The organism is Romboutsia hominis (assembly GCF_900002575.1).
GTDB classification, from domain to species: domain Bacteria; phylum Bacillota; class Clostridia; order Peptostreptococcales; family Peptostreptococcaceae; genus Romboutsia_C; species Romboutsia_C hominis.
On the sequence record NZ_LN650648.1, the window covers coordinates 2,848,346 to 2,865,602 of the forward strand.

Here is a 17,257-nt window from a genome sequence, read left to right on the forward strand (position 1 = left end):
TTTATATATATTTTACCAAGTTAGATTAAAGGTTTGATTACTAAAATCTTATTATAATTTAATTTATTTTTAGTGAGTAAATCCATATTTTTTATTTTCTTGTTTTTTTCCATGAACTAATATCTTAGCATTATTTAAATCATTTATAGCCATTTTTAGATCTCTTATGAATAATTCAGCCATATCATAACTTAAGTCTGCTCTACATACTATACGTTGTATTATTGTATCTTGTAGGTTAACTGGTAATGGATATGCTGGTATTTGCCATCCTTTCATAGCTAGTCTATCTGCTAAATCATATAATGTCCATTGTACATCATCTTCATTTTTTAATCTGTAACATACTATTGGTAAATTTTCACCATCATTATAGATTTTAAATAAACCAGTAGCTTCTATTTCTCTACTTAAGTACATAGCTACTTCTTTTGTACGTTGATGTATTTGTCTATATCCTTCAAATCCAAGACGTAAGAAGTTATAATATTGTCCTATAACTTGACTTGCTGATCTTGAGAAGTTTATAGCCATAGTTGGCATTGATCCACCTAAGTAACTTACTTCAAATATTAATTCTTTTGGTAAATATTCTTCATCTTTCCATATTACCCAACCTATACCTGGGTATACTAATCCGTATTTATGTCCTGATGTACTTATTGAAACTACATTTTTTAATCTAAAGTCCCATTCAAGTTCTGGATTTATAAATGGAGTAAACATACCACCTGATGCAGCATCTACGTGTATAGGTAATGATACTTTAGCTGTTTTATTATACTCTTCTACTACTGCGTCTAATGCTTTTATATCATCAAACTTACCTGTATATGTTATCCCTAATAAAGCTGCTATACCTATTGTATAATCATCTACATAATCTAACACCTTATTAATGTCTAAACTCATATGTTCTTCATCCATTGGCACTGTACGCATTTCTATATCCCAATATACACAGAATTTTTCCCAGCAAACTTGATATCCTGAAGATACTACTAAGTTTGGTTTCTTAGCATTTACATCTATTCCTGCTTTTTCTGCTCTATTTCTCCATCTGAATTTCATAGCCATACCACCTAGCATACATGCTTCAGATGATCCTACTGTTGATGTACCTATATAGTTCAACTCTTTTGGAGCATTCCATAGGTTAGCTATCATATCAACACATCTATTTTCCATTTCTGTTGTTTGTGGATATTCAGATTTATCTATGGCATTTTTTTCTAATGTTTCTGCCATAAGTTTTGTTGCTTCTGGCTCCATATAAGTTTGACAGAATGTAGCTAAGTTAAGTCTTGCATTTCCTTCATTCATTAACTCATCTTTAATTAATTGATACGCCACGTTTGGAGCAATAGAATCTTTCCCTATTACGTCTTTTGGAATATTAGAGCCAGACTCTATTGTCCCAAACACTGGTGTGCTGTAAGTATCTTCTTTTTTACTACATAACATTTTAAAAATCCTCCTAGAACTTCATGCTTTGATTTAAATTTTTAATGATTTTTTCTAGTGTCTATTTTGCGACTTTTTTACACTTTCTTTAGAGCTAAGACTGTTTAATTAGCCTTTCTCTTTTTATCAGTTATTGCATAAATTACAAAAGGTATTAGAATAGTTATTACAAAACTAACACTTAATATTGTTAAATATTCTGTAACACTCTTACCACTTAATTGGCTAGGTGGAACAAATGATATTACTAGAGCAAATATAGATGTTATGAATCCACATGCTGCTACTATTAATTTAAATGTTTTTCCTCCTGGAACTTGGTAAGAACGTTTTAAATCTTTATGTTTAAGTACTAAAGTAAAGTATCCTATGAAGAATAGTAAGTATCCTACTAGATATATTACAACTGTTAGTGATATTGCTGTAAGGAAAGATACGTTATTTCCTCCTCCACCAAAAGTAAGAACAGCTGCCCATATTGTAACTACTATTCCTTGAATTAATACTAAACGTACTGGAACATCATGTTCATTTGTTTTTGTTAATGATTTAGGTAAAATTCCTTTTTGTGCTGCTGAATACATTCCTCTTGAAGGACCTACAACCCAAGCACTAACTTCTCCCATTACTCCTAAAGCTAATAATAAAGCTATTAATTTTACAAGCCATGTAGCATTAGCACTAAAATGAAGTATTAGAACTTTAAATGTTTCAACAACACCTGAACTTAAGCTTAATTGAGACTTAGGTATTACAGATGCTACTGTTAAACCACCTATAGTATTTAGTATTATAGCTAGTACTACTAATATTATCATTGCTAATGGGTAATTTTTCTTAGCATTTTCTAATTCATTTACATGAGATGCTGATGCTTCAACCCCCATATAAGCTAATATAAATGAAACGAATACAACTAATGTATTTACTTTTGTAAAATCAGGTACGAAATATTTCATTCCAATTTTTACATCTACTGGGTTACCTTGTACTAAGTATGCTATTGATAAACCAAATAAAATTATAGCGGGTATAACTATACCAAATATAAATCCAGCCTTAGCTATCTTAGCTGTGTTTTTTGTTCCGCCTAACTGAGAAAATGTTAATCCCCAGAATATAACTAAAACTCCTATAAATTTTATAGCTGGAACATTGTTTAACGCATTCCAGTTAAATATGTATGAAACACATCCTAAAATAAAATAAATCATAGTTACAAATCCAACTGTGATTTGGAACCATTGGAAGAATATAGCTGCAAAGCCGTATCTTTCACCTAGAGTATTACCTACCCAAGCGAATATTCCCCCTTCTTGCCATCCTTCTACAGTGGCCATTTCTGCTGCACATAAAGCAACTGGTAAAAACCATAAAATTCCTCCTAATAAAAGGAAAAATACTAGATTAAATCCTGATGTTGCAAATGTTGGATATTCATAAACAGTCATTACCATTGATGCTGTCATTGCAAAGAATGCAAACAATGTAAGTGTTCCCTTTTTACCTACTTGTGCATCTTTCATTTGAATCATCTCCTAGGTATTAATTTTTTCTAACATATACTAAATTATCTTAGGCCTAAAGTAACTTATTGTCGTTATATGACATAAATACCCACGCTTCAACATCCATAACCATTTGATTTAAAATTTATTTAGTTTTCTTATTTTATAATTTTCTAACTTTTTCCATGTGTTAAAATTAATAAACACCACTTTAGAGATATCTCTAAAGTGGTGTTTATTAATTTTATTATTCAGCTATATTGTATACTTCTAAACCTTCATTCATTATATGCTTCTTTTTCACTTCAACTAAAGCCTTTAATGTATCAAGTGATGTCATTACTTCCGTAGAGAACTCTGTTGCAGTTCTTCTTATTTTAAATCCATCTCTTGTTGAGTCATTCCCTTTAGTAGGGGTATTTATTACTATATCTACTTGCTTGTTTCTTATAACATCAAGTATGTTTGGTCTAGCTTCTTCTACTCTCTTAACTATATCAGCATCTATTCCATTTTCTTGTAATATCTTAGCTGTTCCTTCTGTAGCTACGAAAGTATAGCCTAATTCATTCATATCTTTTGCTATTTCTATAAACTCTTCTTTATCATGATTATTTATAGTTGCAAGTACTACACCTTTTTTGTCAGACATAGTTTTTCCTGCTCCTAAGAACCCTTTATATAAAGCTTCTTCTAAAGTCTCACCTACACCTAGTACTTCTCCTGTAGATTTCATCTCAGGCCCAAGACTCACATCAACACTAGCAAGTTTTGACATTGAGAATACTGGAACCTTTACAGATACTAGATTAGGCTCTTTATATACACCTGTTCCATATCCTAAGTCTACTAACTTCTCTCCCAACATACATCTAGTAGCTAGGTCCACTATAGGTACATTACTTACCTTACTTATATAAGGTACAGTTCTACTTGCTCTTGGATTAACTTCTATTACATATAATTCATTTTTGAATTCTATAAATTGTATATTTACCATTCCAAGTACGTTTAGCTCTAAAGCAATTTTTTTCGTGTAATCTAATATTTTGGCTTTTATTTCATCATTTATATTTTGACTTGGATACATTGTTATACTATCCCCAGAATGAACCCCAGCTCTTTCTAAATGCTCCATTATTCCTGGTATTAGTATATTTTCTCCATCACATATAGCATCTACTTCTATTTCTCTACCTGTTAAGTACTTATCTATAAGTACTGGATTTTTCTTGTCTCTCTTGAAAGCATCTTCCAAGTATCTAGCTAACTTAGTTTCATCATAAGTTATTTCCATACCTTGACCACCAAGTACATAAGATGGTCTAACAAGTACTGGGTATTCTAATCTCTTAGCTTCTTCTATACCTTCTTCCACTGACCATATAGCTTTTCCTTTTGGTCTGTTTATATTTAATTTCTCTAGTAATTCTTCAAACTTTTCTCTGTCTTCTGCTGCATCTATGTCAGTAAAGTCAGTTCCTAATATTTTTATATTCTTTTCATGTAAGAATTTAGCTAATTTTATAGCTGTTTGCCCACCAAATTGAAGTATTACTCCATCTGGATTTTCTTTTTCTATTATATTTAATACTTCTTCTTCTGTTAATGGTTCGAAGTATAGTTTATCTGATGTATCAAAGTCTGTACTTACTGTTTCTGGGTTGTTGTTTACTATTATAGTTTCTATTCCCATTTTTCTTAATGATTTTACACAATGTACTGAGCAATAATCAAATTCTATCCCTTGACCTATTCTTATTGGTCCAGAACCTAATACTACAACTTTTTTCTTATTACTTACCTCTACTTCATCAAATTGCTCATAAGTTGAGTAGTAATATGGAGATAATGCATCAAACTCTCCTCCACAAGTATCAACCATCTTATATGCTGGTTGTATGTTGTATAGCTTTCTTAACTCACATAATATCTCTGGACTTATCTTCATTAAGTCAGCTATACCTTTATCTGAGAATCCTTTTTTCTTTAGTTCTAATAGGTAATCTTTATTTAAGTCTTCTATTTTCATACCTCTTAATTTTTCTTCTTGCTCTACTATCCACTTAAACTTGTGTATAAACCACTTATCTACACCTGTTATTTGCTCTATCATGTCAACTTTATAGCCTCTTCTTATCATTTCAGCTAAGTCGAATAATCTTTCGTCATCTGGTACCACTATACTCTTCTTTAATTCTTCTAAGCTCTTTTCTTCTGAAGGAGCATGAACTAATGAATATTTTCCTATTTCAAGAGATCTTATACCTTTTAACATTGCAGCTTCAAAGTTACTTCCTATACTCATTATTTCTCCAGTTGCCATCATCTTTGTTCCTAACTTCCTATTAGCTTGCTTGAACTTATCAAATGGCCACTTTGGTATCTTAACTACTACATAATCAAGCGTTGGCTCAAAACATGCGTATGTTTTCTTTGTAACTGCATTTTCTATTTCGTCTAGAGTGTATCCTAAAGCTATTTTTGCAGCAACCTTAGCTATTGGGTATCCAGTAGCCTTAGATGCTAATGCCGAAGATCTACTAACTCTTGGGTTTATTTCTATAATTGCATATTCTAAACTGTGTGGGTTAAGTGCTATCTGTACATTACACCCACCTTTAACCTCTATTGCATTTATTATATCTATAGATGCTTTTCTAAGCATTTGGTATTCTCTATCACTTAAGGTTTGACTTGGAGCTACAACTATACTATCCCCTGTATGAACTCCAACAGGGTCTATATTTTCCATATTACATACAGTTATACAATTTCCATTGCCATCTCTTATTACTTCATATTCTATTTCTTTCCAACCCTTTATACTTTTTTCAAGCAATACTTGGTTAACCGGGCTTAATTGTAAACCTTGAGTAAGTATTTCTGTAAGTTCTTCAACATTTTCAGCTATACCTCCTCCAGTTCCACCTAGTGTATATGCAGGTCTAACAACTACTGGATATCCTATTTTTCCTGCAAACTCTAATCCACTTTCTAAGTCAGTTACTATATCACTAACTACAACTGGTTGATTTATTTCTCTCATTACTTCCCTGAAAGTATCTCTGTCTTCACCTTTTTTTATAGATTCAACAGATGTACCTATTATTTCAACATTATACTTTTCAAGTATTCCAGCTTCATGTAATTCAACTGCTAAATTAAGAGCTGTTTGACCACCCATTCCTGCTAATAAGCTATCTGGTCTTTCCTTTTCTATTATTTTTTCTATAAATTCTATTGTTAATGGTTCTATATATATTTTATCCGCTACTTCTTTGTCCGTCATTATAGTAGCTGGGTTACTGTTTATTAATACGACTTCTATTCCTTCTTCTTTTAATGCTTGGCAAGCTTGTGTTCCAGAATAATCAAACTCTGCTGCTTGCCCTATGATTATAGGTCCTGAACCTAATACTAATGTCTTTTTTATTCTATCTATTTTAGGCATAATTTTTTCTCCTTATCTAATTAAATTTAACAATCTATACTAATGCTAAGAATTTATCAAATATATAATCATTGTCTTTTGGCCCTGGGCAAGCCTCTGGATGATACTGGACACTATATATAGGTAATTTTGTATGTCTCATTCCTTCTACAGTATTGTCGTTTAAGTTTATATGCGTTACTTCCATATCCTGTGGTAATTCACATACGTAATAACCGTGATTTTGAGATGTTATAAATACTTTGTTTTCCTCTAAATCTTTAACTGGATGATTTCCACCTCTGTGTCCAAACTTTAACTTTCCTGTTTTTCCACCTAAAGTTAATGCTAGTAATTGGTGTCCTAAGCATATTCCTGCTATTGGCTTTTTACCAATTAATTCTTTTATATTTTCTATAACATCTTCTAAATCTTCAGGATCTCCAGGTCCATTAGATAAGAATATTAAATCTGGGTTTATTCCTAATACATCTTCTGGCTTTGTTGTTGCAGGAAATACGGTTATATCACATCCACGATTTGCAAATGATCTTAGTATGTTTTCCTTAACTCCAAAGTCCATTACAGCAACTTTTGTTCCTCTTCCAGCTATATGCTCTACTTCTTTCCTAGTTACTGTTTTTACTGCTTGAGTATTTGAGAATGCATCTAATTTAGCTTGAACTTGCTCTAATGATGTACCTTCTAAAGTTATTATGCCTTTCATAGTTCCGTTGTTTCTTAATATTTTTGTAAGAGCTCTTGTATCTATTCCTTCAAGCCCTATAACTTTATTTTGCTTTAGGTATGTGTCTAAATCCATTTCACATCTAAAGTTATTTGGCATATCACTTTTTTCTCGTACTATAAATCCCTTTACATGAACTCCCTTAGATTCTACGTCTTCTAAGTTTATACCATAGTTTCCTACAAGAGGATATGTCATCGTTACTATCTGTCCATAGTACGAAGGATCTGTTAACACTTCTCCATATCCTGTCATAGAAGTATTGAATACTACTTCTCCTACACTGTCATTTAAATATCCAAAGGCTTTACCTTCGAATATAGTTCCATCTTGTAATATTAATTTCCCCTTCATATTAACCCTCCTAAGCATTCGCTATTTCATTTACTATATTTTTAGCTAACTGAGCTGGATTTTCAGCTTTAGTTATAGGTCTTCCAACTACTAAATAATGTGCTCCTTTGTTGATTGCATCAGCTGGAGTTACTACTCTCTTTTGATCTCCCTTGTCTGCACCTGCTGGTCTTACACCTGGGCATACTGTTACGAAATCTTTTCCGCAAGCCTCAACTATCTTATCTACTTCTTGTGCTGAACAAACTATTCCATCAATTCCTGCTTCCTTAGCTAGTTTGGCTCTTTTTATAGCTAATTCTTCTGTAGTCATATTGCATCCTATATCTTGTAAATCTTTATTGCTTAGCGATGTTAATACTGTAACACCTACTATTATAGGTTTTTCTATATTCAATTTCTCAGCCTCTTCCTTAGCAGCTAATGCACATTGTCTCATACCTTCCATATCAGAAACATGTATTGTCATTAACCAAACATTATCCCTAACTGCTGCTCTTACTGCACTTTGCATAGTATTTGGTATATCATGGAACTTAAGGTCTAAGAATATTTTTTTACCTTTTTCTTTTAAGTAATCTACTGTTTTACCTCTTGTTGCTACATATTGTTCTAACCCTACTTTAAATATATCCACTTCATTTTCTAGTGTATCTATTAATTCTTTAGCTTTATCAAATTCGTTAGTGTCTATCGCCACTATTAGTTTGTCTTTTCCATTTACCATAATTTTACTCCCCTTTTTAATAAAGCCTTAATAAAAAATCCTCATACCACAGGGTATAAGGATTCTATCTATACATAACATTACATTTATAAGCTATGAGATATCTTTCCCAGCCTCTCTGGACTAGTTTAAAAGACTTTATTATATTTTTATTTTAAAAATTCACTTCGTTCATATCGCCAACGATATGGCTTCGTATTCACTCAGTCACATCCGTTGCTAAAAAAACCTCTAGCCAATCCAGCTAGAGGTTATATATACAAAATTAATTATTATAGTTAACCTTTTTAGCCTCTCTGGACTAGTTTCAAGGAATTTCTATTTTATTTTAATTACATACTACACTTCATATCCTCTCGGGATATTTTAAAGCTTTATCTTGTATACAATTATTACATCTTTTCCTTTTAATGTCAACTCTTCTTTTATTCTTCTCTCTTTATAAATCGATATAATATATAATATTTTCTATTCTTCTATTATAGCACTTATATAATACTCTTTCCCTAATCTTTTTTTAGCCTTTGTTTTTTCATATTTTACTTTCATATCATATTTTTTACAAGCTATATCAAAATTTCTAAGACAAATTCCCATACTTATTTTACTCATTTTCTCTATAGACTTTTTTTGTTTTTCTTCATATATATCAATAGATGTTTTCGTATTGTAAAATCTCCAAGGTTGTACATTCTTTACAGATGATGACATTCTTACAGCACTTAATATTTTAGTCCACTTTCTATCCATTTTCTTTGATATTTCTTTTATTCTTTTTCTTCTTGGCTCTGCATTTACATTTCTAAAAATATGCTCTCCTTCTTTTGGGTATCCAAAAGCTATTACAATATATGGTTGCTCTTCACTTTCCTCTATACTTTCTTCTAGTTCTATATCTTCTTCCTTAACTTGTTCTTTTGAATATATTTCTATACTCTCTGTATCAATGTCTATAATCTCCTTTACATCTTCTTGAGATAAGTTACACTCTATCCAACAAGTACCTAAACCTAAAGTTGTTAATTGTAACACTACATTTTCTATTGCAAAACCAATATTTTGTAAATAGTCTTCCCCTTTATTCGATGTTACTAATATATAGTGAGGTGCCTTTATATTACAGTCCTTTTTCATTAAAAACTGTATCAAGTGACCTCTATCTATTAAATGTGCTTTTATATCCAATTCTTCATTTAAATAATCAATACTCTTACATATTTCTTTAATTTCTTTCATTAATTCTGGTTTTACAGCTCTATTTGAATATTCTTTTATCGTTCTTCTATAAAATATAGCATCATATAAGTCCATTTATTTCCTCCTAAAATATTTCCAATATCTATATAAATCAAATTGATATATTATATATCTTTTATTAATAGTTATATTTTTCTAGTCATTTCTACAAATTCATATATTATATTATAAATTTTTTTATTCTTTTTGTACATTTAAATACATATTATTTATAATTTATAGTTAAATATTTTTTATATATTTACTTATATTTTTTGGGGTATAAAATATAGTATTATAGTTTATCTAGTGCTTATTTTTGCCGATAATTTATTTTATAAGAAAACTGTTTCCAATTTTCTGTTTTTGTAAATATATTATAAATATTTTTTTATAGTAAAATTATGTAATTCCCTTATTTTTTTAGTATTATTAAGTTAGCAGTGAATAAACTATAATTATCTTAATAAGATAATTTTATTAAAATTTTAGGAGGTTCAAATTATGGAATTTGAAAGAAATTTAGATAAGTATGCTGAGTTAGCTGTTAAAGTTGGAGTTAATATACAAGCTGACCAAACTTTACTTGTTAGATCGCCTATCGAATGTGCTCCTTTTGTTAGAAAAGTTGTTGAGCATGCTTATAAGGCTGGAGCTAAAAATGTACATATAGAATGGTCTGATGAAGAATGTACTTTAATAAAATACTTAAATGCACCTGAAGAAGCATTTAACGAATTCCCTAAGTGGACTTCAGAACAATATGTTGATATAGCAAAAGAAGGGGGAGCTTTCTTAACTATATATGCTCAAAACCCTGATTTATTAAAAAATGTAGATCCTCAAAGAGTCGCTAACTTCCAAAAAGCATCTGCACAAGCTTTAAAGGAATGGAGATCTTACACTCTATCTGACAAATGTAAATGGAGTATAGTATCTGTACCAACTGAATCTTGGGCAGCTAAGATATTCCCTGATGTTTCTAAAGAAGAAGCTGTTGAAAAATTATGGGAAGCAATATTTAAGTGTTCAAGAGTTTCTGATCAAGACCCAATAGAAGCTTGGAATAATCACAACAATGACTTAAAAACAAGAATGAATTTCTTAAATGATAAAAACTTCAAAACATTAAAATTTAAATCAGCAAAAACTGATTTAACTATGGAATTACCTGAGGGGCATATTTGGTTAAGCGGTGCATCTCAAGACCCTAATGGTGTTAACTTCAACCCAAATATACCAACAGAAGAGGTTTTCTCTATGCCTCACAAATTTAAAGTTAATGGTGTAGTTCATAGCACGAAACCACTTGTTTATGGTGGAAATGTTATAGATAACTTCTCTTTAACATTTAAGGATGGAAAAATAATAGATTTCACAGCTGAAAAAGGTGCTGAGACACTAGGTAAATTAATAGACACTGATGAAGGTTCTCATTACTTAGGAGAAGTTGCATTAGTTCCTTTTAAATCTCCTATATCAGACACTAATATAGTATTCTTCAACACTTTATACGATGAAAATGCATCTTGTCACTTTGCATTAGGATCTGCATACAAGACTTGTATAAAAGATGGAGATTCTATAAAAGAAGAGGAAATGGATAAATATGGTGTTAACACAAGTTTAACTCATGTTGACTTCATGATAGGTTCAGCTGATATGGATATCGTTGGTATAACTAACGATGGTGAAGAAATTCAAGTATTCAAAGATGGAAACTGGGCTTTCTAATTTAATACCTATTAAATAAAAGAGATGCTAGTTAGGCTTAGCATCTCTTTTTAAGGTTATATAAAAATAATAGTAAATATTATAATAAGTTTACTGTCTTATCTATTTATTATCTATAGATAATAAAAAACATCTAGGATTACAAAATATAACCCTAGATGTTTTTTGGTTGTCGACGATAAATATTTTATATCAATTAATCTTACATTTTGCAGATTAACTTATAACTTAATTATACATAATTTTTTTAATATAGTAAATTTCTATTTACTATATTTTACTTCTGTCCACTCTATATTGTTAATATATTTTTCAACTAACTCGTGGCTCATATCTGGATGAATAGTTTCTTCTGTTGCTATAGTTATAGATGACATAGCTATTGCATATTTTACAGTATCAACTATATTAATATTATTCATATAACCATTAGCTATACCTGCTACAAAAGAATCTCCTGCACCAGTAACGTTGATTACTTTTACATCATTAGCCTTAATTTTACCTTCTTCTTGCCCATTGTTGTAGTATATACCATCTTCATCTAATGTTATAAATACGTTTTGGATGCCTAAGTCTGTAAAATATTTACCAGCTTTTCTTAAATCTTCATCATTGTGTATTTTAAATCCACACATTATTTCAGCCTCATATCTATTTGGCTTTATAGTATGGAACCCTTTTATTAAGTGTTTAACTGTTTTAGCCTTTGCTGCTGAAACTGGATCTAATATAAGTTTAGTATCTTTACTAAAGTTTTGTATTATATATTCTACTATATCAGGTCTATCTGAGTCTAGTATCATATACTCGGCATTTCTTATTATTTCCGCTTTTGAGTCTATAAATTCTGTAGTAAACATGTCTATTATGTTCATATCAACTACAGCAGAAACCATCTCACCTTGTTCATCTAAGATAGCCATATATGTAGGAGTGTGCCCTCCTTTTATTATTAGAGACTCGCTCATATCATAGTTCATCTTTTTAGAATGATCTAACATTCTTTTTCCTGTCTCATCATCTCCTAATATAGAGATAAATCTTGTATTTACACCTACTCTAGCCATACATTCAGCTATATTTCTACAAACTCCTCCGAAAGAAGTCTTAACTTTACCTGGATTAGAATCATTACATCTATAATTATTGTTTGTAAACCCGCAGATATCAAAAACTGATACTCCGAAAACTAACGCATAAGGTTGCCTATTGTCTATCATTTTTGTTTAAACCTCCCTAAGAATCACCTTCCTATTTTATCACATTCTTATGAGTTTTTTCTATAGATTTTACGTTTTAATGTCAATTATGCAAATTTTTACACTTTTTTTGTCATATTTTAATAAAATAGGAGGTTAAAATACCCCCTATATTTTATCTTAAATTTGTCTTTGCTATTTCTATAGATGATTTCGCATCTTTAGAATAATAGTCTGCCCCAATCTCTTTTGCATACTCACTAGTAAGTACTGCACCACCAACAAATACTTTCGCATCTAGTCCTTCTTTTCTTATTGCTTCTATTGTTTCTTTCATGCTTCTAACTGTAGTTGTCATTAAAGCACTTAATCCTATAAGTTTTATATTTCTATTTTTAGCCTCTTCAACAATTACATCAATATCAACATCTTTCCCTAAATCTAGGACATCATACCCATAATTTTCAAGCATTATCTTTACAATATTTTTACCTATATCGTGTATATCTCCTTTTACAGTTGCTACTATAATTTTTCCTTTTTGCTCTATACTTTCACTTTTACTTTGTAAACTTACTTTTAGAATATCCAGTGCTACTTTCACAGTCTCTGCCGATTGTATTAATTGCGGTAAGAATATTTCACCATTTTCATATTTTTTACCTATTTTATCTAGTGTAGGTATAAGTATTTCTTCTATTACTTCATTTTCTGATTGACTTTTTAAAATATTTGGTATTACTTCTTTTATTTCTTCTTTAAGTCCTCTTTCTATTATTTGTTCTACTGATAATTTTTCTTTATTATTTTGTCTTGTATTGATATCTTTATTATTTACAACATTTGCATATTTACTTATGTAATTTATACAATTTTTATCTATATTTTTTATTACTTTAAAAGAGTTTATAACCTCCATCATGCTATCTTCATTTGGATTTATAATTGGTAAGTCTAGTCCATTTGCTAATGCCATAGTTAAGTAAGTACTATTTAAAGCTTTTCTATTTGGTACACCAAAAGATACATTTGATACACCTAATATAGTTTTAACTCCCAATTCCTCTTTTATCATTTTTATACATTCTATAGTCGCCATGGCCTCTGATTGCTGCGCTGAAACTGTAAGTGATAAGCAATCTATAAATATATCTTCTTTATTTATTCCATAAGATATTGCTTTATCTACTATTTTTTTAGCAATATTAAATCTTCCTTTTGCCGTTTTTGGTATTCCATTTTCGTCTAAAGTAAGTCCAACCACACATGATCCGTATTTTTTTACTATCGGAAGTATTTTACTTAAGGATTCTTCTTTTCCATTCACAGAATTTACTATAGTTTTACCGTTATAATATCTAAGACCTTGTTCTAAGACATCTATATTTGATGAATCCACTTGAAGAGGAGTATCTATAACAGATTGAATTTCTTTTATAACCATAGGCATAAACTTTTCTTCTTCTATATTAGGTATTCCTACGTTTACATTTAATATTTCAGCTCCACCATTTATTTGTTCTAAACCTAAGTTTATAATGTAATCAAAGTTTCTATTTTTTATTGCATCTTGAAGACTTTTTCTCCCTGTTGGATTTAATCTTTCTCCCATAACAGTCGGAGCTTTTATTTCTACAACCTTTGATGGTGAGCATACAAAACATTTATTTACTTTCTCTACATTTACCTTTTTTAATTCATCTAGATTATTAGATATTTTATTTATAAAAGATGGATCTGTTCCACAACATCCTCCTATTATTGATGCACCTACTTTTACAAAATTTTTAACACCTTTATAAAATTCCTCTGCATCTACATCATATGTAGCTTGTCCATCCACTATATTTGGTAGTCCTGCATTAGCTTGAACCACTACCGGCACCTTTGTCATCTTAGCTATTCTCTCTACTATTGGTAAAAGCTGCTTTGGCCCTAAAGAGCAATTTACACCTACAGCATCTACTCCTAATCCTTCTATAGTTAAAACCATACTTTCTGGAAGGCACCCAGTAAAACTTCTCCCATTTTCATCAAAGGTCATAGTACAAAATACAGGTAAGTTAGTATTTTCCTTAGCTGCTAATACTGCTGCCTTAGCCTCATATAAATCCATCATAGTTTCTATTATTATTAAATCTGCACCAGACTTTTCACCTTGTATTGCTTGTCTTTTAAATATTTCATATGCCCTATCAAAACTTAGTGTTCCCATAGGTTCTAACATTTCTCCTATCGGTCCCATATCTAGTGCTACAAATTTATTATTAATATTTTGTGATTTATTAATAGCTTTTTTAGCAACTTTTACTGCATTATCTACTATTTTTTCTACAGTATACCCTAGTTTTTCTAATTTTAGCTCGTTAGCACCAAAAGTATTTGTAGTTATTACATTTGACCCTGCATCTAGGTATGATTTATGTATTTCTAAAAGTTTATCTGGATTTTCAAATCCAAATATTTCTGGATTTTCCCCTATTTTTAAACCTTTTTGTTGAAGCATTGTTCCCATAGCTCCATCAAATATTAATATATTATCTTTTATAAAATCTCTTACATTCATCTCTGTCATCCCCTTTTTTATATTTACAATTTTTGTTATTTTGGCATTTTGAACATGATTTAAAGCTTTGAATTGTTTTATCTTCTGATATTCCTATTATTGCTATAACAGACTTCCTTGGAATCATTATCCCACTTTCAGTTATAGTCAAACCGATTTCTTTTTGACAATTTAATAGATTTATTATTTCTCTATTTTTTTCTATTGGTAAGTCCCCATATCCTGGGCTATATCTTGATGTTATGAATTTATTAGTATTAATTAATTTTTCTTGTATTTCCAATTGTAGTCTATCGCACAGTTCTTCTATAGCTGTGGTAGCACAAGCATCTAATATTATACTTTTGCTTAACTCATTATAAGAGCGCTTTTTTATTTCTTTTTCTATTTCTATCCCTAGTGTTGTAGCCATTATTATGCATTCACTGCAACTATCTAATAAATTATACAAATCTCTACTTTTTAATGTTAAATTACTTCCCTTTATATATACCTTATCTCCATATGGTCTGTTATCTTCTCTTAATATAGGATAAACCCTCAAAATATATCGAGGGTTTATTGTTGATTTAGTTATTTTTATGCATTCATCAATTATATTATGAAGATTTTCATTTATTTCTTGACCTTTGTACTCTAGATATCTTAATACTTCGTTTTTATCTATATCTATGGATTGCGAAAAGTCAATTCTCATTTATTATTCTCCATATATATTTAGTGAGAATCCTTTTTCTAAAGCTTCTCTAGCATATTCTTGTGCTCCAAATAGAGATAAATCTTTGTAATTTCCACACTCTACAGCAGTAGCTGCTGGTATTTCTTTAGCATCTAAAACCATTTTTAATGCTTTTTCTAACCCTTCTTTTATAACTGCTGGTTCTACATCTCCCCATACTATTAAGTAGAATCCTGTTCTACATCCCATTGGAGATAAGTCTATTATGTTGTCTATTGTTTCTCTTAAATAAGTAGCTAATAAATGCTCTAAACCATGCATAGCAGCTGTTCCAAATGTTTCTGCATTTGGTTGTAAGAATCTTAAATCAAACTTGCTTACCATATCTCCTTTTTCTCCATTTAATAAACAACACTTTCTAACATAAGGTGCTTTTACTTTTGTATGATCTAATTTAAAACTTTCTACTTTTTGCATTTTAATTTCCTCCGATACTTAAATTTTCTATATGATAATATTATACTTCATAATAAGGATATATTATCAAGTTTTACATGATATTTTTATTTATTAAATTAATTTTTTATTAAATTTCTAAATATTTTATATTAATTTAAGCTTTACTTCAAAAATAGTTCTGCTACTATTACTTTCAACTTTGATGTTTCCCCCATGTAACTCTACTATATTTTTAGCTATAGCTAGTCCTAGTCCTGATCCACCATCATTTCTATTTCTAGATTTTTCTACTCTATAAAATCGTTCGAATATATGAGGTAAGTCTGAAGAAGGTATTTGTTCTCCATAATTTATAATTTGGGCTATAGCCATATTGTCTTGTTTTCTTGTTACTATATCTATATATCCCCCATCCTTACCGTATTTTATCCCATTGCTTATTAAATTTTCAAATACCCTTACTAACTTATTAGCATCTGCATTTATTATTAATTTATCTTCAGAAAAATCTGTTCTTCCTTTTATATCATTTTGCTTAAATTCATATTTAAACTGTTCCGTTATTTGTCCTAATAATTCTACTAAATTTATATCAATCTTATCTAAGCTTATAGTATTATTTTGCATCTTTGTAAGTTCAAACAAATCATTTATAAGAATGCTCAAGCTTTTAGATTTTTCATATGCAATCGTCGTATAGTATCTAAGTTCAACTTCATCTTTATATCTATCATCTTCTATTAGACCTAAGTATCCTATTATAGATGTTAAAGGTGTCCTTAAGTCATGTGAGACATTTGTTATTAAATCTGTCTTAGTTTGTTGTGCTCTTCTCTCTTCTATTGTTATATTTCTCAACTGTGAAACTATACTATTAATATTGTTTCCTAATTGTCCAACTTCATCTTTTGATACAACTTGTATAGTTTGATTTAAATCACCATTAGCCATAATATTAGTTGTATTTATAATTTCACTTATACTCTCAATCTTTTTCTTCATAAATATAATATATATAGGTATTGTTATTAGTAGAATTAGTATTATATAAACTAAATCTCCTATATAATTATTTTTTGCATATAAAAATTCGTTTACTACATTTATAATTACTTGGGGAATTTTCGCATAACTATTCATATACATA

Annotated in this window: 12 protein-coding genes; 1 reads left to right on the forward strand and 11 read right to left on the reverse strand. The window is 29.9% G+C overall.

Annotated features, from left to right (window positions below; genetic code table 11):
- Positions 1 to 69: 69 nt before the first annotated feature.
- The 6 genes from FRIFI_RS13860 to FRIFI_RS13885 form a co-directional block, all read right to left on the reverse strand.
- Entirely contained in the window at positions 70 to 1,464 is a 1,395-nt protein-coding gene (locus FRIFI_RS13860; protein WP_166506129.1) for a glutamate decarboxylase, read from the reverse strand.
- Positions 1,465 to 1,568: 104 nt separating this feature from the next.
- Positions 1,569 to 2,990 (reverse strand): glutamate:gamma-aminobutyrate antiporter, encoded by a 1,422-nt coding sequence (gene gadC / locus FRIFI_RS13865; protein WP_092921567.1) that lies wholly within the window; start codon positions 2,988 to 2,990, stop codon positions 1,569 to 1,571.
- Positions 2,991 to 3,219: 229 nt separating this feature from the next.
- Entirely contained in the window at positions 3,220 to 6,426 is a 3,207-nt protein-coding gene (carB, locus tag FRIFI_RS13870; RefSeq protein WP_166506130.1) for a carbamoyl-phosphate synthase large subunit, read from the reverse strand.
- Between the two features lie 34 nt (positions 6,427 to 6,460).
- A complete protein-coding gene (carA, locus tag FRIFI_RS13875; protein WP_166506131.1) occupies positions 6,461 to 7,507 on the reverse strand; it encodes a glutamine-hydrolyzing carbamoyl-phosphate synthase small subunit in 1,047 nt (348 codons plus the stop codon).
- Between the two features lie 10 nt (positions 7,508 to 7,517).
- Positions 7,518 to 8,234 (reverse strand): orotidine-5'-phosphate decarboxylase, encoded by a 717-nt coding sequence (pyrF, locus tag FRIFI_RS13880; protein ID WP_166506132.1) that lies wholly within the window; start codon positions 8,232 to 8,234, stop codon positions 7,518 to 7,520.
- 468 nt (positions 8,235 to 8,702) lie between these two features.
- On the reverse strand, positions 8,703 to 9,545 hold the full coding sequence (locus tag FRIFI_RS13885) for a nitroreductase family protein (protein ID WP_166506133.1): 843 nt from the start codon (positions 9,543 to 9,545) through the stop codon (positions 8,703 to 8,705).
- A gap of 429 nt (positions 9,546 to 9,974) precedes the next feature.
- On the opposite strand from FRIFI_RS13885, the gene FRIFI_RS13890 reads away from it, so the two are divergent.
- Positions 9,975 to 11,204 (forward strand): aminopeptidase, encoded by a 1,230-nt coding sequence (locus tag FRIFI_RS13890; protein WP_166506134.1) that lies wholly within the window; start codon positions 9,975 to 9,977, stop codon positions 11,202 to 11,204.
- Positions 11,205 to 11,467: 263 nt separating this feature from the next.
- Here the strand turns inward: FRIFI_RS13890 and FRIFI_RS13895 are convergent, their stop codons facing one another.
- The 5 genes from FRIFI_RS13895 to FRIFI_RS13915 all read right to left on the reverse strand — a co-directional run bounded on the left by FRIFI_RS13895 (position 11,468) and on the right by FRIFI_RS13915 (position 17,250).
- Entirely contained in the window at positions 11,468 to 12,427 is a 960-nt protein-coding gene (locus FRIFI_RS13895) for a carbohydrate kinase family protein (RefSeq protein WP_092921581.1), read from the reverse strand.
- Positions 12,428 to 12,581: 154 nt separating this feature from the next.
- Positions 12,582 to 14,972, reverse strand: coding sequence for a homocysteine S-methyltransferase family protein (locus FRIFI_RS13900; protein WP_166506135.1), 2,391 nt, complete (start codon positions 14,970 to 14,972; stop codon positions 12,582 to 12,584).
- Positions 14,944 to 15,669, reverse strand: coding sequence for a vitamin B12 dependent-methionine synthase activation domain-containing protein (locus tag FRIFI_RS13905; protein WP_166506136.1), 726 nt, complete (start codon positions 15,667 to 15,669; stop codon positions 14,944 to 14,946). The genes FRIFI_RS13900 and FRIFI_RS13905 overlap by 29 nt, the downstream gene beginning before the upstream one ends.
- 3 nt (positions 15,670 to 15,672) lie before the next feature.
- The gene (locus FRIFI_RS13910) at positions 15,673 to 16,128 is read right to left on the reverse strand and encodes an S-ribosylhomocysteine lyase (RefSeq protein ID WP_166506137.1); all 456 of its coding nucleotides are present in this window, start codon (positions 16,126 to 16,128) and stop codon (positions 15,673 to 15,675) included.
- A 126-nt stretch (positions 16,129 to 16,254) separates the two neighbouring features.
- On the reverse strand, positions 16,255 to 17,250 hold the full coding sequence (locus FRIFI_RS13915; protein ID WP_330405537.1) for a HAMP domain-containing sensor histidine kinase: 996 nt from the start codon (positions 17,248 to 17,250) through the stop codon (positions 16,255 to 16,257).
- Positions 17,251 to 17,257: the final 7 nt, after the last annotated feature.

Coding starts and splice junctions, on each gene's coding strand:
- FRIFI_RS13860 (WP_166506129.1), bottom strand. CDS start 1,464: ATGTTATGTAGTAAAAAAGAAGATACTTACAGCACACCAGTGTTTGGG.
- gadC (WP_092921567.1), bottom strand. CDS start 2,990: ATGAAAGATGCACAAGTAGGTAAAAAGGGAACACTTACATTGTTTGCA.
- carB (WP_166506130.1), bottom strand. CDS start 6,426: ATGCCTAAAATAGATAGAATAAAAAAGACATTAGTATTAGGTTCAGGA.
- carA (WP_166506131.1), bottom strand. CDS start 7,507: ATGAAGGGGAAATTAATATTACAAGATGGAACTATATTCGAAGGTAAA.
- pyrF (WP_166506132.1), bottom strand. CDS start 8,234: ATGGTAAATGGAAAAGACAAACTAATAGTGGCGATAGACACTAACGAA.
- FRIFI_RS13885 (WP_166506133.1), bottom strand. CDS start 9,545: ATGGACTTATATGATGCTATATTTTATAGAAGAACGATAAAAGAATAT.
- FRIFI_RS13890 (WP_166506134.1), top strand. CDS start 9,975: ATGGAATTTGAAAGAAATTTAGATAAGTATGCTGAGTTAGCTGTTAAA.
- FRIFI_RS13895 (WP_092921581.1), bottom strand. CDS start 12,427: ATGATAGACAATAGGCAACCTTATGCGTTAGTTTTCGGAGTATCAGTT.
- FRIFI_RS13900 (WP_166506135.1), bottom strand. CDS start 14,972: ATGAATGTAAGAGATTTTATAAAAGATAATATATTAATATTTGATGGA.
- FRIFI_RS13905 (WP_166506136.1), bottom strand. CDS start 15,669: ATGAGAATTGACTTTTCGCAATCCATAGATATAGATAAAAACGAAGTA.
- FRIFI_RS13910 (WP_166506137.1), bottom strand. CDS start 16,128: ATGCAAAAAGTAGAAAGTTTTAAATTAGATCATACAAAAGTAAAAGCA.
- FRIFI_RS13915 (WP_330405537.1), bottom strand. CDS start 17,250: ATGAATAGTTATGCGAAAATTCCCCAAGTAATTATAAATGTAGTAAAC.